Here is a 19,836-nt window from a genome sequence, read left to right on the forward strand (position 1 = left end):
GTCATCGGGCGGTGCGTAATACGTCAGCCATTGGTTCAGACGCAGCAATGCCCGGCGCCGGTTGTCGGCGCCGGGCATTGCGATGGTCACACTATGCGCGACCAGCGGTCTTCTGCGTACGGCGGGAGACCGAGTCGATCACGACGGCGGCGAGGAGCACCGCGCCGGTGATCATGTACTGGATCTCCGAGGCCATACCCAGCATGTTCAGGCCCTGCTGGATCGACTGGATCACGATCATGCCCAGCAGCGCGGACCAGACCTTGCCGCGGCCGCCGAAGAGGCTGGTGCCGCCGATGACGGCCGCCGCGATGACGAGCATCAGGGTGTTGCCGCCACCCAGGCTCTTGGTGGCGCCGCCGGAGAGGCTGGCCACGAAGAGGCCGCCGAAGGCGGCGAGCAGGCCGGAGAGGCCGAAGACCAGGATCCGGACGCGGTCGACGTTGATACCGGCGCGGCGGGCCGCCTCGGCGTTGCCGCCGACCGCGAAGACCTGCCGGCCGAAGGTGGTGCGGCGGGCGACGAAGTCGGCGACGACCAGGACGGCGAGGAAGAGCACCAGGGCAAGCGGCAGGCCGCGGGCGCCTGCGGGCTCGTTCAGGACGTACGCGACGACGAAGCAGAGCACCGCGACGACCCCGGCGCGCAGGCCGATCTCGCTGACCGGGCGAGCCGGCAGCGCGGCGGCCTTGCGGCGCTTGCTGTCCAGCAGCAGCGACGCGGCGTAGGCGAGGACGGCGACCAGGGCGAGGCCGTAGGCGGCGGCCTTGTCCTCGAAGTAGTAGCCGGTCAGGTGCTCGACGACGCTGCCGGTGGGGGCGTTGATGGAGCCTTCCTGGCCCATGAGCCAGATCTGCAGGCCGCTCCAGCCGAGGAAGCCGGCGAGGGTGACGACGAACGCCGGTACGCCGATCTTGGCGAAGAAGAAGCCGTGGAGCAGGCCGAGCGCGAGGCCGGAGAGGACGGCGATCGCGACGGCGAGCCAGTCGTTCATGCCGTTGCTCACGTTGAGCACGGCCCAGACGGCGGCGCCGACGCCCGCGACGGAACCGACCGACAGGTCGATCTCGCCGAGGATCAGGACGAAGACGATGCCGACCGCCATGATGCCGAGGCCGGAGGTGTAGACGGCGATGTTGGCGACGGAGCTGGCGGACAGGAAGTTGCTGTTCTGCGACTGGAAGACGATCGCGATGACGATCAGGCCGATGAAGACCGGGAGGGAGCCCAGCTCACCGCCACGCACCTTGCGGGTGAACTCGGTCCAGTAGCCCTTGAGGCCCTCCTCGCGTACGAGGAGACGGGGGTCGACGGCCGGGATGGGGGCGGCGGAGCCCTGGGTCTCGTTCTCGGGGGTCTTGGTGAGGTCGCTCACTTCGCGTCCTCCTTCGTGGCCGTACGCGCCTGGCGGCGGGTCACGGCGTTGTCCGTGGCGCCGGTGATCGCGGCGATGATCGTTTCGTGGGTGGTGTCCTTGACGTCGAAGACACCGTTGTTGCGGCCCAGGCGGAGGACGGCGACCTTGTCGGCGACGGCGCGGACGTCGGCCATGTTGTGGCTGATGAGGATGACGCCATGGCCGCGCTCGCGCAGCCGCTCGACCAGGTCGAGCACCTGGGCGGTCTGCTCGACGCCCAGGGCGGCGGTCGGCTCGTCCAGGATGACGATCTTGGGGTCACCGATCAGGGCGCGGGCGATGGCCACGACCTGGCGCTGACCGCCGGAGAGGGAGGCGACGGGGATGCGGACGCTGGGGATGCGGATGGACAGGGTGTCCAGCAGCTCCTTGGCGCGCTTCTCCATCGCGATCTCGTCGAGGACGGAGAGGCTCTTCAGCTCGCTGCCGAGGAAGAGGTTGGCGACGACGTCGAGGTTGTCGCAGAGGGCCAGGTCCTGGTAGACGGTGGCGACCCCGAGGTCCTGGGCGTCGTTCGGCCGGTTGATCCTGACCGCGTTGCCCTCCCATTCGATGGCGCCTTCATCGATGGGGTGGACCCCCGAGATGGTCTTGACGAGCGTCGACTTGCCGGCGCCGTTGTCGCCGACCAGGGCGACGACCTCACCGGCGTGGATCTCCAGGTCTACGTCGGTCAGCGCCTGGACGGCGCCGAACCGCTTGGAGACTCCGCGCAACGCCAGCACGGGCGTAGCGGACACGTGAATCATCTCCTTCGCCGCCTGTCCGGCGGGGATGGTGGTACGTGGAGCTTGGGGGGTGGACGGAAGTCTGGACTGCCACCGGCCGCCGGCCCGGCCGGTGGCCGAATGTTCGTGGCCGGAAGGCCGGGTGTTCGTGGCCGGTGGCCGTGGGCCGGTGGCCCTGGCCGGAAGGCCGGTGGCCCTGGCCGTGGCCGTGGGCCGGTGGGGAAGGCCGGTAGCCATGACCGCTGGCCCTGGACCGGTAGCCGTGGCCCGAAGGCCGGTGGCCGTAGCCGGTGGCCGTGGGCCGGTAGCCCTGGCCGGAAGGCCGGTAGCCGTAGCCGGAAGGCCGTAGCCGCTGGCCCTGGGCCGGTCGCCATGACCGCCGACCGTGAGCCGGTGGCCATAACCGCTGGCCCTGGTCCGGTGGCCATGACCGCCGACCGAAAGCCGGTGGCCGTAACCGCCGACCGCTGGCCCTGGGGCCGAGCCGCTGGCCGCAGTCGTGGCCGGTGGCCGTCGGCCGGGGCCAGTGGTCCGAGTCGTCGGTCGGTGCCCGCGAGGGTGGTTCGACCCGATTCCCGGGCCGGGACCGGCGACCGGCCGTCGGCCGGGGCACTGGTCCCGCCCGCGGGCCGGTGACCGAGGGCCGCCGGGGCGGGAGGCCCCGGGAGGGAGTCCGGCGCCCGGCCGTGCTTGCGGGGCGTGGGGCGCGGGCGCCGGACCGGTACGGGGGCGGGCTACTTGATGCCGGCCGCGGCGCAGGCCGCCTTGTACTCGGCCGTGCAGATGTCCGCGGCCTTGTAGACCTTGTCCGCGATGATCGTGGAGGCGATGTTCTCCTTGGTCACGATCTGCGCGTCGTACAGCTTGGCCGGGATGTCCTTGAACTCGCCGGTGAGGCTGGTGACCTTCGTCGGGGTCAGGTCGTCGATCTTCTCGCCCTTGAGCAGGCGGACCGCGATCTCCGCCGTGGTCTCGGCCTCCGGCTTGATCTGCTTGTAGATCGTGAAGGCCTGGTCACCCGTCAGGATGCGCTGGAGGCCGGCGAGCTCGGCGTCCTGGCCGCCGACCGGGACCTTGATGCCCTGCTTCTTCAGGGCCGTGATGATGCCGCCGGCCATGCCGTCGTTGGCCGAGTAGACGCCCTGGAAGCCGTCCTTGCCCAGGGAGTCGATGGCGGCGCCCATCTTCTTGTTGGCCTCGTCCGGGGACCAGTCCGGGATGTCCTGCTCGTAGACGACCTTCTTGACGCCGGTGTCCAGGACGCTGTGCGCGCCCTTCTTGAACAGCGGGGCGTTCGGGTCGGTCGGCGAGCCGTTGATCATGACGACGTTGCTGTCCTTGGCCTTGGCGCCGAGCGCCTTGACCAGGCCCTCGCCCTGCAGGCGGCCGATCTTCTCGTTGTCGTACGACACGTACGCGGAGATCGGGCCCTCGGCGAGACGGTCGTACGCGACGACCTTGACGCCCTGCTTCTCCGCGCCCTGGACCCAGGACTTGGTGGCCTTGTAGTCGACCGAGTCGAGGATGATCACCTTGACGCCCTGCGTGACGAGCGCGTCGAACTGCTTCTTCTGGGTCTCGGTGTCCTGCGCGGCGTTGTTGTACTTGACCTCGCAGTCGTCGCACAGTTCCTTGATCTTCGCCTCGATGATCGGGCGGTCGAAGGTCTCGTAGCGGGTCGTCTTGTTCTCCGGCAGCAGCAGACCGATGGTCTTGCTGTCGCCTCCACTGCCGCCGGCGGTGTCGCCGCCGTCGCCCGCCTTGCCACAAGCGACGAGGGAAGCGGCCATGGAAACCGCTGCCGTGCCTATGACGATGCGTCGCGTCATTGCGTTCATGTGGGGTTGCCTCCCTGACGAGGCCGCGACGTTGCGGCCGAGGTGGCTGGAAGTCAACTCGGCCGTAACGTCGTCGTCAAGGAGTAAATTGACAACGAGATGACAACGGTGCCATCCGTTATCTAAGTGAACGCAGGAGCGACCGGCGACAGGGCGCTCTCAAGAAGGGTCGAATCGCCCATTTCGCTCAGCACGAGCGCGAGCGCGCCGAGCACCTCGGCGCGGCCTCCGAGCGCCCCCGGAGCGACCGACAGGTGCCGGGCGGCGCTGGGGATGGCGTACCGGGAGACCGACTCCCGGATGGGCCCGAGGACCAGTTCCCCGGCTTCGGCGAGGTCGCCGCCCAGGACGACGCGACTGGGGTTGAGGAGATTGCACAGGTTGGCCACGCCGCTGCCGATGTGGCGGCCGACGTCCCCGATCACCCGTCGGCACCCCGGGTCGCCCTCGCGGGCCAGCTGCACGACCCGCTCCATGGTCAGGTCCGCCCCGTGGCTGGGCTGGAGCAGCGGCAGGACGTAGCGGGCGGCGGTGAACGTCTCCAGGCAGCCGCGGTTGCCGCAGCGGCACACGGGGCCGGACTCGTCGAGCGTGATGTGGCCGATCTCGCCTGCGGTGCCGCCGGGGCCCCGGTAGATCTGCCCGTCGATCACCAGACCGGCGCCGACACCGCTGGCGACCTTGATGTACGCCAGGTCCTTGACGCCGCGCCCGCCGCCCCAGACCAGCTCGCCGAGCGCACCGAGGTTGGCGTCGTTGTCGACGTACACCGGCACGCCGAGGCGGCCGGAGAGCTCCTCGCTGGGGTTGATGCCGGTCCACCCCGGCAGGATCGAGGTGGAACCGAGGGTCCCGGAGGAGACGTCGATGGGGCCGGGTACGCCGAGGCCGACGCCGACCACCTTGTCCTGGCCGATCCCGGTGGCCGCGATCAGCCGCTTGACCAGCGCTTCCGCCCGGCCGAAGCCCTCCTCGGACGAGGCGTCGACGTCGAGTGGCTCGGACTCCTCGGCGAGCACCTGGTGGGCCAGGTTGCCGACGGCGACCCGCAGGTGGGTGTGGCCGAAGTCGACGCCGATGACGATGCCGGCGTCGCCGCTGAGCGAGACGCTGCGGGCCCGGCGGCCGCCCGCGGAGGTGGGGGTCACCTCGACGGTGCCGCCGTCCTTGAGTTCCCGGACGATGTTGGAGACCGTGGCGGCGGAGAGGCCGGTGGTCCTGGCGATCTCCGCCTGGGTGAGCGAACCGGCCATACGCACCGCGCGCACGACCCGCTCGAGATTGGCCCGATGCAGAGATGTCTGCGACCCCGGAGTCTCCATCGACTCACTCACTCCTGCCGTTTTCTCCAACATGTGAACTCTAAGCTGAGCCTTTTGGGTTGGTCCCCGTCAAGACCTTGAGCGTTGTCGGCCTCTGATGAGCGAAGGAGATGCGGAGGAATCGGATATTTAGGTGCATGACGTAGGGAAACGGCCCGTCGGGAGCGATCGCTCCAGCGACGAGCCGTTTCGGTTTGTGACGTGAACTACTTCAGCGCACCGGCCGTGAGCCCGGACTGCACCTGGCGCTGGAAGACCGAGTAGACGATCAGCACCGGGAGCATGGCAATCATCATTCCGGCCATCAGCGCGCCCCAGTCGTTCTCATAACCCTGCTGCAGGGCGATCATCGCCAGCCCCTGGGTGAGGACGTACTTGTCCTCCTGCTGATTGAGCACCATCGGCAGCAGGTACTGGTTCCACTGCCCCAGGAAGTTGAAGATCCCGATGCTGATCAGGCCGGGCTTGGCCATCGGCAGCATCACCTGGAAGAACGTCCGCGTGTGCGAGGCGCCGTCGATCATCGCCGCCTCGGCCACCGACGTCGGCAGCGTACGGAAGAACGCCGTCATGAAGAAGACGGTGAAGGGCAGCGAGTACGCGATGTAGACCAGGATCAGCCCCTGGTAGGTCGCCAGCAGCGAACTGCCCGGGAAGTCCCGCATGACGAAGAAGAGCGGAATGACCAGCATGAAGACCGGGAAGGACATGCCGGCGACGAACAGATAGTAGATGAACCGGTTGCCGGGGAAGGTGAAGCGCGCCAGGACGTACGCGGCCATCGACCCGAGCACCATCGTGCCGATCACCGACCCGCCGACCACGATCGCCGTGTTGATGAAGTATTGGCCCATGTTCGCGTCGTTCCACGCGTTGGACCAGTTCTCCCAGTGCAGGACGGTCGGCAGGCCCCACGGGTCGGTCAGGATGCCGTTGCTGTCCTTGAAGGCGCTCCACGCCACCCACAGCAGCGGCACGCCGACCATCAGCGCCCACATGACGAGGATGCCGTGGGAGAAGACGTTGAGCACCCCACCCTCGGAGGTGCGGCCGGTCGTCGGGCCGAGGCGCCGGGTGACCTTTACAGGCGTGGTCTCCTGCTTGGTCACCGCGTCGATCTCTTCGATCTCTTCGGTCGTCATCCGCCGTACCCCTAGTACTCGATCCGCTCACGGCGCGCGAAGCGCATCGTGAGCACTGCGAACGTCATGGTGACGATGAGCATCGCGACGCCCATGGCGGAGGCGTAGCCGAACTGGCTGTCCCGGAAGGCCGTCAGGTACAGCCGCAGCGGCATGACGTCCGTGGCGCCGTCCGGGCCGCCCATGTTCACTGACATGATCTGGACCAGCGCGAAGGCGTCCAGGGCGATGATGCCCATGTACACCCAGCCGGTCTGGACCGTGTCCCACAGCAGCGGGAGGGTGATCCGGAAGAAGGTGTCGAAGCGGTTGGCGCCGTCGAGGAGGGCCGCCTCGTACATGTCCCGGGGGATGGAGGCCATCGCGGCGGAGAACAGCACCACGTAGAAACCGACGTGACCCCAGACCATGACCGCGCTGATGCACCACAGCGCGAGGCTCTTCTCCCCCAGCCAGGAATTCTGGAGCCCGTCCAGCCCGACCGCGCCCAGCAGGGAGTTGAGCATGCCGTCGTCCGGGTCCGGGTTGTAGATGTTGGACCAGATGACCGCGATGATCGCGATGGAGATGACCTGTGGGAAGAAGAAGACGAACTTGTAGAACGTGGAGCCGGCGACACCGGTGACGACTTCGTTCTTCCGCCGCCGGCCGCCCACATTGAGCATGAAGGCGAAGAAAAGGCCCAGCGCGAGCGTGACGACGGGGACGAGCGCCAGCATGTAGACGTTGTGGCGCAGCGCGTTCCAGAACTCGTCGCTCTCCCACAGCTTGCTGAAGTTGTCCAGGCCCACGAATTCCGCGGTGCCCACCAGGCCGGACCAGTCGGTCAGGGAGATCTGGAATGCCTGGACGAACGGCGAGATGACGAAAACGCCGTAAATGAGCAGAGGCAGGGCCAGGAAGCCCACGATGAATCGGTATTTGCCGTGTTGCATGGTGCTCCCCGGCCCTTCCCCTCGTCTGTCGAACTGTCAGGTCAGGTGATCCGGCACATCACACGGTGCGCTTGAACTTGGTGACGGAGTCGTCCTTGGCCACCTTGTCGCACTCGGCCTGCGTCTTCTTGATCCAGTCGGCGGCCTTCAGCTCGCCGGCGAGCAGCTGGCCGGTCAGGCCGCCGATCTTCTCGTCGGTGAGCGCCGGGTACCACTCCTGGAGCTGGAGGCTGATCAGGTTGTCCCCCGCCTCCTTGAAGACCTTGCTGGCGGAGGCGAGGCCGGGCGAGAGGGTCATGCCCTGGGTGGCGTCCATGACACAGGTCAGGGACTTCACCTTCGTCGCGAAGTTCTGGGCGTGCTTCTTGGAGAGCATGATGCGCAGCAGTTCCATGCCGCCGGCCGGGTTCTTGCCCTTGGCCGCGACGATGTACGGCTCGCTCGGCTCGGCGCGCAGGGTGCCGTGCGGCATCTTGTCGCCGGTGCCGTCGAAGAGGGCGCCGACCGCCATGCCGAAGTCGGCGGGCGTGGTGGGGGCGGCCTCGTTCTCGACCCAGGAGCCGTTGGGGATGAAGACGGCCTTGCCCTTGTTCCAGGCGGTCTGGGACTGGATGTGGGTCAGGCCCTGGCTGCCTTCGAGGAAGTACTTCTTGGCCGCCAGCTCCTCGTAGTGCTCGACGACCTCCTTGACCGCGTCGTTGGAGGTCCAGGCATTGGGCTCCAGGTTGTCGATCGCGATCCACTTCTCCATGCCGCCGATCTTGGCGATCTGGGCGAAGAGATTGAAGTGTACGTAGTAGGGGAATTTGCCCGCGTACGTCCAGGGGGCGATGCCGGCCTTCTTGATCTCGCCGCAGAGGGTGACCATCTCCGAGAGGGTCTTGGGGTAGGCCCAGCCCTTGTCGGCGAGCAGCTTCTGCGAGTACCAGGTGCCGTAGATGGTGAAGGCGTAGTAGAGCACGTCGAAGGTGTCGCCGTGCTTGCCCTTCTCGACGGTGCTCGGGTGGATCGTGTCGCGGACCTTCTTCGCCGGGTCGTCGAGCGACGGCGCGTCGAGCAGCGGGGCGAGGTCCTGGAGCTGGCCCTGGGTGGACAGCTTGTTCATGTCGAGGTGGTCGGCGCCGGAGTTGTCGATGACGTCCGGCGGGTTGCCGCCCGCGAAGCGCGGGGTGAGCTTGGGGCCGACCTGCTGGGTGCCGGTGTGCTTGACCTCGGCGCCGTAGGTGGCCTTGTAGTCGGCCTCGGCGTCCTTGGCGTACTGGTCGCCGAGGCCGCCCTTGAAGATGAACGCCTCCAGCGGGGCGCCCTTGGCCACGCCGAGCGGGTTCTTCTCGGACTTGGGGCCGCCGGGGGCCTTGGTCTCCTTGTCGTTGCCGCCACCACCACCGGTGGCGCAGGCGGACAGGACGCCCATGGTGGGTACGGTGATCAGGCCGAGCGCGGCGGACCGCTTGATCAGGTCGCGACGGCCGAGGCCGTCACCGTCGTTGCGGGCGGAGGTGGATCCCATGCTCAAGTCCTCGCTTTCTCCAGGACTCAGGCGGTGTACCGGTCGCCCGTCCTGCTCGCCAGAAGCGAAAGGGCCCCGCCACCGCGGTCAATTGCTGGGTCGTGCAGGTGCTGGGTGGTCGTGCAGTGCTGGACGCCGACAGGTATAGTCCACTTCTCGTCAACTGAGCAAGATCGAAAGCAGCTTTGGGCAGCAGTCTTTCCCGAGTTGAGACCTCCGGGAAACCCGGAACCGCCGGGTACGCATTCGTGTCGCGAAGGTTCGGCAGAACGGCTGAATTCGATCTTCCCGTCACGCCAACACCCTTGACACCGCACATCACTTACCTCCCTACTGTTCGTGCGCAGGTCCTCTGACAACGTTGTCCAACGCGCTTTCGGCAGGAGGCAGGACGCGGGATGCAGCCCAGACAGCCCAGCACGTCCGCACCGAGAACCCGACACCGACACCCCCGTACGGCCGCCCTCGTGGCGGCCGCTTCGCTGATCGCGGCGGCCGCCCCGCCGGCCACCGCCCTGGCCCTGCCCGGCCAACCCGCCGTGGCCGGCCAGGAGTTCCACACGTCCTTCGAGGCGGACGAACGCCCACCGGACTGGCGCGACACCGTCGACGTGGGCGCCGACGGCCGCAAGCGGGCCTCCGGCGTCGACGGCGCCTTCTCGGCGGGGATACCCGGCAACGTCACCGACAAGGTCACCGCCCTGCGCGCCAGCGGCGAGAACAGCGGCGCAGGAGAGACCAAGGAGAACCTGGTCGACCTCCAGCCGAGCACCAAATGGCTCACCTTCTCCCCCACCGCCTGGGTCGAATTCGACCTGGACGAACCCGTCAAGGTGGTGACATACGCGCTGACTTCCGCGAACGACCACGCCCCGCGCGACCCCAAGAACTGGACGCTTCTGGGTTCGGCCGACGGCACGGAGTGGAAGGTTCTGGACACGCGCGAGGGGCAGACGTTCGCCAAGCGCTTCGAGACCAGGACGTACGACTTCAACAATTCAAGGGAGTACGCGCATTACCGGCTGGAGATCACGGCCAACAACGGCGCCTCGGGCATCACCCAGCTCGCCGACGTCCAGTTCTCGAACGGTGACGCCTCCACCCCCGTCCCGCCCGACATGCGCAGCCACGTCCACCGCGGCCCCGGCGGCTCCCCCACCGCCAAGGCGAACGCCGGGTTCAGCGGGGTGCGGGCGCTGCGGTACGCGGGCACGCACCGGGCGGGCGGCCGGGCGTACTCGTACAACAAAATCTTCGACGTCCACACGGCCGTACGGCGCGACACCGAGCTGTCGTACCGGATCTTCCCCTCCCTGCCGGAGACGGACCTGAACTATCCCGCCACCAACGTCGCCGTCGACCTGGCCTTCACCGACGGCACCTACCTGAGCGAGCTGGGCGCCGTCGACAGCCACGGCGGGGCGCTCACCCCGCGGGGCCAGGGCGCCGCCAAACGGCTCTACGTCAACCAGTGGAACCAGGTGACGGCCGGGATCGGGACCGTCGCGGCAGGCAGGACCGTGGACCGGATCCTGGTGGCGTACGACTCCCCCAACGGCCCCGCGACGTTCCAGGGCTGGATCGACGACATCGCGATCAAGCGCGCCGCCCCGGTCGACCACCACGCCCGCCCCTCCGACCACGTCTCGACCGTGCGCGGCACCAACTCCAGCGGCTCCTTCTCGCGCGGCAACACCTTCCCCGCCACCGCCGTCCCCCATGGGTTCAACTTCTGGACGCCGGTGACCAATGCCGCGTCGAAGAGCTGGCTGTACGAGTACGCGCGCGGCAACAACGCCGACAACCTGCCCACGGTGCAGGCGTTCAGCGCCAGCCATGAGCCGAGCCCCTGGATGGGCGACCGGCAGACGTTCCAGCTGCTGCCGTCGGCGGCTGCCGGGACGCCGGAGACCGACCGTGTCCGCCGCGCCCTGCCCTTCCGCCACGACAAGGAGACGGCGAAACCCCACTACTACGGCGTGACGTTCGAGAACGGCATCAAGGCCGAGATCACGCCGACCGACCACGCGGCGATGATGCGGTTCACCTACCCGGGCGCGGACGCCTCGGTCGTCTTCGACAACGTCACCGACGAAGGCGGGCTGACGCTCGACCCGGCGACCCGGTCCTTCACCGGCTTCTCGGACGTCAGGAGCGGCCTGTCGACCGGCGCGACCCGGATGTTCGTGTACGGCGTCTTCGACGCGCCGGTCACCGGCTCGGCGGCGGCGGGCGTCAAGGGCCACCTGCGCTTCGACGCGGGCGCGGACCGCACGGTGACGCTGCGCATGGCGACGTCCCTGATCGGCGTGGAGCAGGCGAAGCGGAACCTGGCCGCGGAGATCCCGCCGGGGACGGGCTTCGAGCGGGTACGGGCACGGGCACAGGCCGCGTGGGACCGGATCCTCGGCCGGGTGACCGTCGAGGGCGCGACCCGCGACCAGCTCGTCACCCTCTACTCCAACCTCTACCGGCTGTACCTGTACCCCAACTCGGGCTTCGAGAAGGTCGACGGCAAGGACCGGTACGCCAGCCCCTTCTCGCCGCAGACCGGCCCGGACACCCCGACGCACACCGGCGCGAAGATCGTCGACGGCAGGGTGTACGTCAACAACGGCTTCTGGGACACGTACCGGACGACCTGGCCCGCGTACTCCTTCCTCACCCCCCGCAAGGCGGGCGAGCTGGTGGACGGCTTCGTCCAGCAGTACAAGGACGGCGGCTGGATCTCCCGCTGGTCGTCCCCCGGTTACGCGGACCTGATGACGGGCACCTCGTCGGACGTCGCGTTCGCCGACGCGTACGTCAAGGGCGTCGACTTCGACGCGGAGGCGGCGTACGAGGCGGCGTTGAAGAACGCGACGGTGGTGCCGCCCTCGTCGGGCGTGGGCCGCAAGGGCATGGAGACGTCCCCGTTCCTCGGTTACGCCTCCACCGCGACGCACGAGGGCCTGTCGTGGTCGCTGGAGGGCTACCTCAACGACTACGGCCTGGCGAGGATGGCCGACGCGCTGCACAGGAAGACCGGCGAGGCCCGGTACAAGGAGGAGGCGGCGTACTTCCTGGGCCGGGCCCGCAACTACGTCACGCTCTTCGACAAGGACGCCGGCTTCTTCCAGGGGCGGGACTTGAAGGGCGAGTGGCGGGTGCCGTCGGCCTCGTACGACCCGCGTGTCTGGGGCTACGACTACACGGAGACCAACGGCTGGGGTTATGCCTTCACCGCCCCGCAGGACAGCCGGGGCCTGGCCAATCTGTACGGCGGCCGGGCCGGCCTCGCGAAGAAGCTCGACACCTACTTCGCGACGCCCGAGACCGCCTCGCCGGAGTTCGTCGGCTCGTACGGCAGCGTCATCCATGAGATGACGGAGGCGCGGGACGTACGGATGGGCATGTACGGGCACTCCAACCAGGTCGCGCACCATGTCACGTACATGTACAACGCGGCCTCGCAGCCGTGGAAGACGCAGGAGAAGGTGCGCGAGGTGCTGTCGCGGCTGTACACGGGCAGCGAGATCGGGCAGGGCTACCACGGCGACGAGGACAACGGCGAGCAGTCCGCCTGGTGGCTGTTCTCGGCGCTGGGCTTCTACCCGCTGGTGATGGGCAGTGGGGAGTACGCGATCGGCTCGCCGCTGTTCACCGAGGCGACCGTACGGATGGACAACGGGCGCACGCTGGTGGTCAAGGCCCCGGAGAACAGCGCGCGCAACGTCTACGTGCAGGGGCTGAAGGTCAACGGCAAGCGCTGGACGTCCACGGCGCTGCCGCACGCGCTCGTCGCGCGGGGCGGTGTGCTGGAGTTCGAGATGGGGCCGGAACCGTCGGCCTGGGGGACGGGGCCGGGCGCGGCGCCGGTCTCCATCACCCGGGACGACTCCGTGCCCTCACCGCCCCGGGACGTGCTCGTGGGCGCGGGTGAGTTGTTCGACGACACGTCGGCGACGGCCGCCTCGGTGGAGGCCGTGGAGCTGCCGGTTCCGCCGGGCGGCACGCGGGCGGTCCAGTACACGCTGACGTCGTCGGCGCGGGCCGCCGCCCCGGCGGGCTGGGTGCTGCAGGGCTCGCGGGACGGTACGGCGTGGACGGACCTCGACCGGCGGTCGGGTGAGTCGTTCGCGTGGGACCGGCAGACCCGGGTGTTCACGGTGGCGCGGCCCGGTACGTACGAGAGGTACCGGCTGGTGCCGGGCGCGGTGTCGGTGCTGGCGGAGGTGGAGTTGCTGCGCTGAGCAGGCGGTTGGACGGCAGGCCCGGCGCGCGTGCGGACAGGCGTGCGCCGGGTCGCCATCCATGTCCGGGCGTTCACTCTTCGCTCTGGATGTCGGTGGCGTGAACGCGGCACTAGGTTGCGGGATTGGCGGGGACATGCCTAGTGAAGGGCAGCCTGATGACGCACGCTCCGGAGAGATCTCGGTCCGCTTCCTCAGCACCAGTGGGTACGTCGCTCTTCGTCAACGGCCATGTCCCGAGGCGGCGGGCGCTGATCATTCTCGTCAGCGCACTGTTCGGTTTCGCGCTGACGGTGGTGTGGTCGGCGGAGTTCGTCGACCGGACGATCGGTGACAACGTCGCCAGTGGGCTGCTCGGGCACGAAGTGCGGGACGCGCCGATCAAAGGCGCCCTGGCCGGTGTGGCCTTCGCGCTCGCCACGGGTGTGGCGGGCACGTTCACCGCCTGCAACGTGGCGGCGTTCAGTGCGATCGCCCCGCTGGCGGGCAGCGTCCGCACCCGGCGCGGGCGGCTGGCGCAGGTGCTCAAGCCGCTGGGGCCGCTGGCCGCGGGCGCGGTGCTGGTGTCGGCGCTCTACGGTGTGATCGTGGCGCTGGTCGGGACGGGGATGCCGCAGTTCCAGGAGAGCGCGGGCGGGGCGTCGTCCGGCTTTTCGGCGCGGCTGGTCCAGGCGATGGTGGTGTACGGGATCATCGGCCTGGTGATGGTGTATCTCGGGCTGGCTTCCATGGGCCTGGTGCGCGATCCGCTGGCGCGGGTGTCGGCGCGGTATCCGGGCGCGCCGATGTTCGTGATGGGGGCGCTCATCGGGGCGTTCCTCATCGGGCGCCCGTTCGCCCTGTTCCGGCAGTTGTTCCGGGACGCGGCGGAGAGCCACAACGTGCTGTACGGGGCGGTGGCCTTCAGCCTGCAGGCGTTCGGGAACGTCCTGATCATGGCGGTCCTGTTCGTCCTGATGGCGCTGTTGGCCGGGGACCGGCTCGGCCGCTGGTTCGAGGCTGACCCGCGCCGGGCGTCCGCCGTGATGGCGGTGGCGTTCATCGCCGCGGGGGTGTTCATGATCCTGTACTGGGACGTGCGGATCCTGGCCCGGCGGGAGGTCATCTGGTACCCGATGGCCCCGTGGGCGTGACGAACGCGGGAGGGGCCGCACCCCCGTCGGGGGTGCGGCCCTCGCGCCGGGCGTCTGGTCCTCAGTTGCGGATCAGGTTGCGCAGCACGTACTGCATGATGCCGCCGTTGCGGTAGTAGTCCGCCTCACCGGGGGTGTCGATGCGGACGACCGCGTCGAACTCGACACCGGTGTCGGTGGTGACCTTGACCGTGCGCGGCGTGGTGCCGTCGTTGAGTTCGGTGACGCCGGAGATGGAGAAGGTCTCCTCGCCGGTCAGGCCGAGGGACTCGGCCGACTGGCCCTCCGGGAACTGGAGCGGCAGGACGCCCATGCCGATGAGGTTCGAGCGGTGGATGCGCTCGTACGACTCGGCGATGACGGCCTTGACGCCGAGGAGCGCGGTGCCCTTGGCGGCCCAGTCGCGGGACGAGCCGGAGCCGTACTCCTTGCCGGCCAGGACGACGAGCGGGATGCCCTGGTCGATGTAGTTGCGGGAGGCGTCGTAGATGAACGACACCGGGCCGCCGTCCTGGGTGAAGTCGCGGGTGTAGCCGCCCTCGGTGCCCGGCGCGATCTGGTTGCGCAGGCGGATGTTGGCGAACGTACCGCGGATCATGACCTCGTGGTTGCCGCGGCGCGAGCCGTAGCTGTTGAAGTCGCGGCGCTCGACGCCGTGCTCCGTGAGGTACTGGCCGGCCGGGGTGTCGGCCTTGATGGCACCGGCCGGGGAGATGTGGTCGGTGGTGACCGAGTCGCCCAGCTTGGCGAGCACGCGGGCACCGGTGATGTCGGAGACCGGGGTGGTCTCCATCGTCATGCCCTCGAAGTACGGGGGCTTGCGGACGTAGGTGGACTGCGGGTCCCACTCGAAGGTGTTGCCGGTCGGGATCGGCAGCGCCTGCCACTGGGCGTCGCCCGCGAAGACGTCGCTGTAGGACTTGGAGAACATGTCCTCGCCGATGGCGTTGGCGACGACGTCGTTCACCTCGGCCTCGGAGGGCCAGATGTCCTTGAGGAAGACCGGGTTGCCGTCCTGGTCGGTGCCGAGGGCGTCCTTGGTGATGTCCACCTTCATGGACCCCGCGAGGGCGTACGCGACGACCAGCGGCGGGGACGCCAGGTAGTTCATCTTGACGTCGGGGTTGATCCGGCCCTCGAAGTTGCGGTTGCCGGAGAGGACCGACGTGACCGCGAGGTCGTGGTCGTTGACGGCCTTGGAGACCTCCTCCGGCAGCGGGCCGGAGTTGCCGATGCAGGTGGTGCAGCCGTAGCCGACGAGGTTGAAGCCGACCTTGTCGAGGTACGGGGTCAGGCCCGCCTTGTCGAAGTAGTCGGTGACGACCTTGGAGCCCGGGGCGAGGGTGGTCTTGACCCACGGCTTGCGGGTCAGGCCCTTCTCGACCGCCTTCTTGGCCACCAGGGCGGCGGCGACCATGACGTACGGGTTGGAGGTGTTGGTGCAGGAGGTGATCGCGGCGACGGTGACCGCGCCGTGGTCCAGCTCGTACGTCGTGCCGTCGGCGGCGGTCACGGTGACCGGGCTGGACGGCCCGGGGCCCGGCACCACGGCCGAGTGCTGCGGGGCACCGGCGCCGTTGTCCTCGTGGCCGTACGCCGGGGCGTCGCTGGCCGGGAAGGACTCGTCGCTGGCCTCGTCCACCGGGGAGGTCAGGCTCTGCTGCGCCTGCCCGGCCTCGACGTAGTTGAGCACGTCGCTGTTGAACTGCTCGGCGGCGTTGGCGAGGACGATGCGGTCCTGCGGGCGCTTCGGGCCGGCGATGGAGGGGACGACCGTGGAGAGGTCCAGCTCCAGCTTCTCGGAGAAGTCCGGCTCGGCGGCCGGGTCCAGCCAGAGGCCCTGCTCCTTGGCGTACGCCTCGACGAGCGCGACCTGCTGCTGGGAGCGGCCGGTGAGCTTGAGGTAGTTCAGCGTCTCGTCGTCGATCGGGAAGATCGCAGCGGTGGAGCCGAACTCGGGCGACATGTTGCCGATGGTGGCGCGGTTCGCGAGGGAGGTGGCGGCGACGCCCTCACCGTAGAACTCGACGAACTTGCCGACAACGCCATGCTTGCGCAGCATCTCGGTGATGGTCAGCACCAGGTCGGTGGCGGTGGTGCCGGTGGGCAGCTCGCCGGTGAGCTTGAAGCCGACGACGCGCGGGATCAGCATGGAGACCGGCTGGCCGAGCATGGCGGCCTCGGCCTCGATGCCGCCGACGCCCCAGCCGAGCACACCGAGGCCGTTGACCATGGTGGTGTGGGAGTCGGTGCCGACGAGGGTGTCGGGGTACGCCTGGCCGCCCCGGACCATGACGGTGCGGGCCAGGTGCTCGATGTTGACCTGGTGGACGATGCCGGTGCCGGGCGGGACGACCTTGAACTCGTCGAAGGCGGTCTGGCCCCAGCGCAGGAACTGGTAGCGCTCCTTGTTGCGGCCGTACTCCAGCTCGACGTTCTGCGCGAACGCCTCGTTGGTGCCGAACTTGTCCGCGATGACGGAGTGGTCGATGACCAGCTCGGCCGGGGCCAGCGGGTTGATCTTCGCCGGGTCGCCGCCGAGCTCCTTGACGGCCTCGCGCATGGTGGCGAGGTCGACGACACACGGCACACCGGTGAAGTCCTGCATGATCACGCGGGCCGGCGTGAACTGGATCTCCTGGCTCGGCTGAGCCTGCGAGTCCCAGCCGCCGAGGGCCCGGATGTGGTCGGCGGTGATGTTCGCGCCGTCCTCGGTGCGGAGCAGGTTCTCCAGGAGCACCTTCAGGCTGTACGGGAGGCGCGCGGAGCCCTCGACCTTGTCCAGCCTGAAGATCTCGTACGACTCGTCGCCCACGCGCAGCGTGCTGCGGGCGTCGAAGCTGTTCGCCGACACGACAGTCTCCTTCATCAATGTGCGCGTTCTTACCGCATCCTGCCGCGATGGCTCCTCGCCGATCCGCTAAGGTAAGACTTAGTTAGGTAACCCTTACCGGCTGGCGCGGCTGCGGTGCGTCTTTCGGCAGATATCTCGATGTCGAGATAACTCTAGTACATGACCGTGCCCCGCGACGAGGCGCGGCCGGTGGACTGTCGTGTCATGCGGTGAAGCGGCGGACGAAACGTCTCTGCCAGGGCGTCTCGACGGCGTGGCGGTCATAGTTCTGCCGCACGAAATGCACCGCTTCGTCCGCCGGAACCCCGTCCAGGACGGCGAGGCAGGCCAGGGCGGTACCGGTCCGGCCGCGCCCGCCACCGCACGCGAGTTCGACACGTTCGATGGCGGCGCGCTCCCATGCCTCGCGGAGGACGGTACGGGCGTCCGCCGGACTGCTGGGCAGCCGGAAGTCCGGCCAGCGCAGCCAGCGGGCCTCCCAGGGCACCTCGGGAGGCCGCTTGCCGAGCAGATACACGCCGTACGCGGGCGCCGGCCCGCCCGGCAGCGGCCGGCGCAGTCCGCGCCCCCGCACCAGTCGCCCGGAGGGCAGCCGCAGGACACCGGGATCGATGGGGTTCCAGGTCTCGGTCATCCGCTCACGGTAGTCGCCGGCAGTCGTCGGCCCGGCCGGCGGAGCCGGAGTTGCGGGGGCGGATGGGCGGGTTGAGCATCGGATCATGTTCAGTGGCGCGCACGTCATCCTCTACACCAAGGACGCCGACGCCGACCGGGCGTTCCTCCGGGACGTGCTGGGGTTCGACAACGTCGACGCGGGGCGCGGCCGGCTCATCTTCAAGCTGCCGCCGGCCGAGGTCGCCGTACACCCGACGCCGGGTGAACCGAAGCACGAGTTCTATCTGATGTGCGACGACATCGAGGGCATCCTCGGTACGTTGGCGAACCGTGGGGCAGAGGTGTCACGGCCGGTCAGCGACCAGGGGTGGGGGCTGCTGGCGGCGCTGCGGCTGCCGAGCGGCGGTGAACTGCCACTCTACGAGCCACGACACCCCACGGCGCACAGCCTGTCACCCTGACGGCGGACCCCCGCGCAGGGGTCATCTCATATCTGAGATAACCTGCCCCCATGGCAGACGACTACCTCGTACGCATCGGCAAGCTCATCCGTGACGCCCGGCAGCACCGCGGCTGGACGCAGACACAGCTCGCCGAGGCGCTGGCCACAAGTCAGAGCGCCGTCAACCGCATTGAGCGCGGGAACCAGAACATCAGCCTTGAGATGATCGCCCGGATCGGCGAGGCGCTCGACAGTGAAATCGTGTCACTCGGGTACGCGGGTCCCATGCATCTGCGCGTAGTGGGCGGGCGCCGGCTGTCCGGCTCCATCGACGTCAAGACGAGCAAGAACGCGTGCGTGGCGCTGCTGTGCGCGTCGCTGCTCAACAAGGGCCGTACGACGCTGAGGCGGGTCGCCCGGATCGAGGAGGTCTACCGCCTCCTGGAGGTCCTCAACTCCATCGGCGTACGCACCCGCTGGATCAACGACGGGATGGACCTGGAGATCGTCCCGCCCGCGCACCTCGACATGGCCGCCATCGACGCGGACGCCGCGCGCCGCACCCGGTCCATCATCATGTTCCTCGGCCCGCTGCTGCACAGGCTGCGGCAGTTCAAACTCCCGTACGCGGGCGGCTGCGACCTCGGTACGCGCACCATCGAGCCGCACATGATCGCGCTGCGCCGCTTCGGCCTGGACATCACGGCCACCGAGGGGCTGTACCACGCGGAGGTCGACCGCGGCGTCACCCCGGACCGCCCGATCGTGCTGACCGAGCGCGGCGACACGGTGACCGAGAACGCGCTGCTCGCGGCCGCCCGCCACGACGGCGTCACCGTCATCCGCAACGCCTCCTCGAACTACATGGTCCAGGACCTGTGCTTCTTCCTGGAGGCCCTGGGCGTACGGGTCGAGGGCATCGGCACCACGACGCTGACCGTGCACGGCGTGCCGTCCATCGACGTGGACGTCGACTACTCGCCCTCCGAGGACCCGGTCGAGGCGATGAGCCTGCTGGCGGCGGCGGTCGTCACCGAGTCGGAGCTGACGATCCGTCGCGTACCGATCGAGTTCCTGGAGATCGAGCTCGCGGTCCTGGAGGAGATGGGCCTCGACCACGACCGGACGGCGGAGTACGCCGCCGACAACGGCCGTACGCGGCTGGTGGACCTCACGGTCCGCCCCTCCAAGCTCGAAGCCCCGATCGACAAGATCCACCCCATGCCCTTCCCGGGCCTGAACATCGACAACGTCCCGTTCTTCGCGGCCATCGCGGCCTCGGCCCAGGGCCAGACCCTCATCCACGACTGGGTCTACGACAACCGGGCCATCTACCTCACCGACCTCAACCGCCTGGGCGGCCGTCTCCAGCTCCTCGACCCGCACCGCGTCCTGGTCGAGGGCCCGACCCGCTGGCGCGCCGCCGAGATGATGTGCCCGCCCGCCCTGCGGCCCGCGGTGGTCGTGCTCCTCGCCATGATGGCGGCCGAGGGCACGTCCGTGCTGCGCAACGTCTACGTCATCAACCGCGGCTACGAGGACCTGGCGGAGCGGCTGAACTCGGTCGGCGCGCAGATCGAAATCTTCCGGGACATCTAGGACTTTCCGGGCCCTGAGGCCCCGTCGCCCTGCACGAGGAGCGGCGGGGCCGGTCCTGGCCGATGATCG

Annotated in this window: 13 protein-coding genes; 4 read left to right on the forward strand and 9 right to left on the reverse strand. The window is 68.8% G+C overall.

Going from position 1 to position 19,836, the window contains the following annotated elements; genetic code table 11:
- Window positions 1–91: 91 nt before the first annotated feature.
- The 7 genes from AMK26_RS15435 to ngcE all read right to left on the reverse strand — a co-directional run bounded on the left by AMK26_RS15435 (window position 92) and on the right by ngcE (window position 8,892).
- A complete protein-coding gene (locus AMK26_RS15435; RefSeq protein WP_073755193.1) occupies window positions 92–1,375 on the reverse strand; it encodes a sugar ABC transporter permease in 1,284 nt (427 codons plus the stop codon).
- Entirely contained in the window at window positions 1,372–2,166 is a 795-nt protein-coding gene (locus AMK26_RS15440; protein WP_073755194.1) for an ATP-binding cassette domain-containing protein, read from the reverse strand. The genes AMK26_RS15435 and AMK26_RS15440 overlap by 4 nt, the downstream gene beginning before the upstream one ends.
- Window positions 2,167–2,879: 713 nt before the next feature.
- Complete coding sequence (locus AMK26_RS15445; RefSeq protein WP_073755195.1) at window positions 2,880–3,983, reverse strand: substrate-binding domain-containing protein; 1,104 nt, start codon at window positions 3,981–3,983, stop codon at window positions 2,880–2,882.
- A gap of 122 nt (window positions 3,984–4,105) precedes the next feature.
- Window positions 4,106–5,305, reverse strand: a complete 1,200-nt coding sequence (locus tag AMK26_RS15450; RefSeq protein WP_073755196.1) for an ROK family transcriptional regulator — start codon at window positions 5,303–5,305, stop codon at window positions 4,106–4,108.
- Between the two features lie 206 nt (window positions 5,306–5,511).
- Window positions 5,512–6,447 (reverse strand): carbohydrate ABC transporter permease, encoded by a 936-nt coding sequence (locus tag AMK26_RS15455; protein ID WP_073755197.1) that lies wholly within the window; start codon window positions 6,445–6,447, stop codon window positions 5,512–5,514.
- An 11-nt stretch (window positions 6,448–6,458) separates the two neighbouring features.
- Entirely contained in the window at window positions 6,459–7,382 is a 924-nt protein-coding gene (locus AMK26_RS15460) for a carbohydrate ABC transporter permease (protein ID WP_073755198.1), read from the reverse strand.
- 58 nt (window positions 7,383–7,440) lie between these two features.
- Window positions 7,441–8,892, reverse strand: coding sequence for an N-acetylglucosamine/diacetylchitobiose ABC transporter substrate-binding protein (ngcE, locus tag AMK26_RS15465; RefSeq protein WP_073755199.1), 1,452 nt, complete (start codon window positions 8,890–8,892; stop codon window positions 7,441–7,443).
- Window positions 8,893–9,290: 398 nt separating this feature from the next.
- Between ngcE and AMK26_RS15470 the strand changes: the two genes are divergently transcribed.
- Both AMK26_RS15470 and AMK26_RS15475 read left to right on the forward strand, forming a co-directional pair.
- The gene (locus AMK26_RS15470; protein ID WP_073755200.1) at window positions 9,291–13,124 is read left to right on the forward strand and encodes a GH92 family glycosyl hydrolase; all 3,834 of its coding nucleotides are present in this window, start codon (window positions 9,291–9,293) and stop codon (window positions 13,122–13,124) included.
- A gap of 203 nt (window positions 13,125–13,327) precedes the next feature.
- Window positions 13,328–14,257, forward strand: a complete 930-nt coding sequence (locus tag AMK26_RS15475; protein WP_338015576.1) for a hypothetical protein — start codon at window positions 13,328–13,330, stop codon at window positions 14,255–14,257.
- A gap of 61 nt (window positions 14,258–14,318) precedes the next feature.
- Here the strand turns inward: AMK26_RS15475 and AMK26_RS15480 are convergent, their stop codons facing one another.
- Both AMK26_RS15480 and AMK26_RS15485 read right to left on the reverse strand, forming a co-directional pair.
- On the reverse strand, window positions 14,319–17,111 hold the full coding sequence (locus tag AMK26_RS15480; RefSeq protein ID WP_073755201.1) for an aconitate hydratase: 2,793 nt from the start codon (window positions 17,109–17,111) through the stop codon (window positions 14,319–14,321).
- 202 nt (window positions 17,112–17,313) lie between these two features.
- The gene (locus AMK26_RS15485; protein WP_073755202.1) at window positions 17,314–17,745 is read right to left on the reverse strand and encodes a protein-tyrosine phosphatase family protein; all 432 of its coding nucleotides are present in this window, start codon (window positions 17,743–17,745) and stop codon (window positions 17,314–17,316) included.
- Window positions 17,746–17,830: 85 nt separating this feature from the next.
- On the opposite strand from AMK26_RS15485, the gene AMK26_RS15490 reads away from it, so the two are divergent.
- Together AMK26_RS15490 and AMK26_RS15495 are read left to right on the forward strand one after the other, a co-directional pair.
- Window positions 17,831–18,187, forward strand: coding sequence for a VOC family protein (locus AMK26_RS15490; RefSeq protein WP_073755203.1), 357 nt, complete (start codon window positions 17,831–17,833; stop codon window positions 18,185–18,187).
- Between the two features lie 50 nt (window positions 18,188–18,237).
- Window positions 18,238–19,767: a helix-turn-helix domain-containing protein gene (locus AMK26_RS15495; protein ID WP_073755204.1), complete on the forward strand. Its 1,530-nt coding sequence runs from the start codon at window positions 18,238–18,240 to the stop codon at window positions 19,765–19,767.
- The last annotated feature ends 69 nt before the right edge of the window (window positions 19,768–19,836 follow it).

This window comes from Streptomyces sp. CB03234, from assembly GCF_001905885.1.
Lineage (GTDB): Bacteria > Actinomycetota > Actinomycetes > Streptomycetales > Streptomycetaceae > Streptomyces.

What these genes read in the sequence shown, in the direction of transcription:
- AMK26_RS15440 (WP_073755194.1), bottom strand. Translation starts at nt 2,166, where the DNA reads ATGATTCACGTGTCCGCTACGCCCGTGCTGGCGTTGCGCGGAGTCTCC.
- AMK26_RS15445 (WP_073755195.1), bottom strand. Translation starts at nt 3,983, where the DNA reads ATGAACGCAATGACGCGACGCATCGTCATAGGCACGGCAGCGGTTTCC.
- AMK26_RS15450 (WP_073755196.1), bottom strand. Translation starts at nt 5,305, where the DNA reads ATGGAGACTCCGGGGTCGCAGACATCTCTGCATCGGGCCAATCTCGAG.
- AMK26_RS15455 (WP_073755197.1), bottom strand. Translation starts at nt 6,447, where the DNA reads ATGACGACCGAAGAGATCGAAGAGATCGACGCGGTGACCAAGCAGGAG.
- AMK26_RS15460 (WP_073755198.1), bottom strand. Translation starts at nt 7,382, where the DNA reads ATGCAACACGGCAAATACCGATTCATCGTGGGCTTCCTGGCCCTGCCT.
- ngcE (WP_073755199.1), bottom strand. Translation starts at nt 8,892, where the DNA reads ATGGGATCCACCTCCGCCCGCAACGACGGTGACGGCCTCGGCCGTCGC.
- AMK26_RS15470 (WP_073755200.1), top strand. Translation starts at nt 9,291, where the DNA reads ATGCAGCCCAGACAGCCCAGCACGTCCGCACCGAGAACCCGACACCGA.
- AMK26_RS15485 (WP_073755202.1), bottom strand. Translation starts at nt 17,745, where the DNA reads ATGACCGAGACCTGGAACCCCATCGATCCCGGTGTCCTGCGGCTGCCC.
- AMK26_RS15490 (WP_073755203.1), top strand. Translation starts at nt 17,831, where the DNA reads ATGTTCAGTGGCGCGCACGTCATCCTCTACACCAAGGACGCCGACGCC.
- AMK26_RS15495 (WP_073755204.1), top strand. Translation starts at nt 18,238, where the DNA reads ATGGCAGACGACTACCTCGTACGCATCGGCAAGCTCATCCGTGACGCC.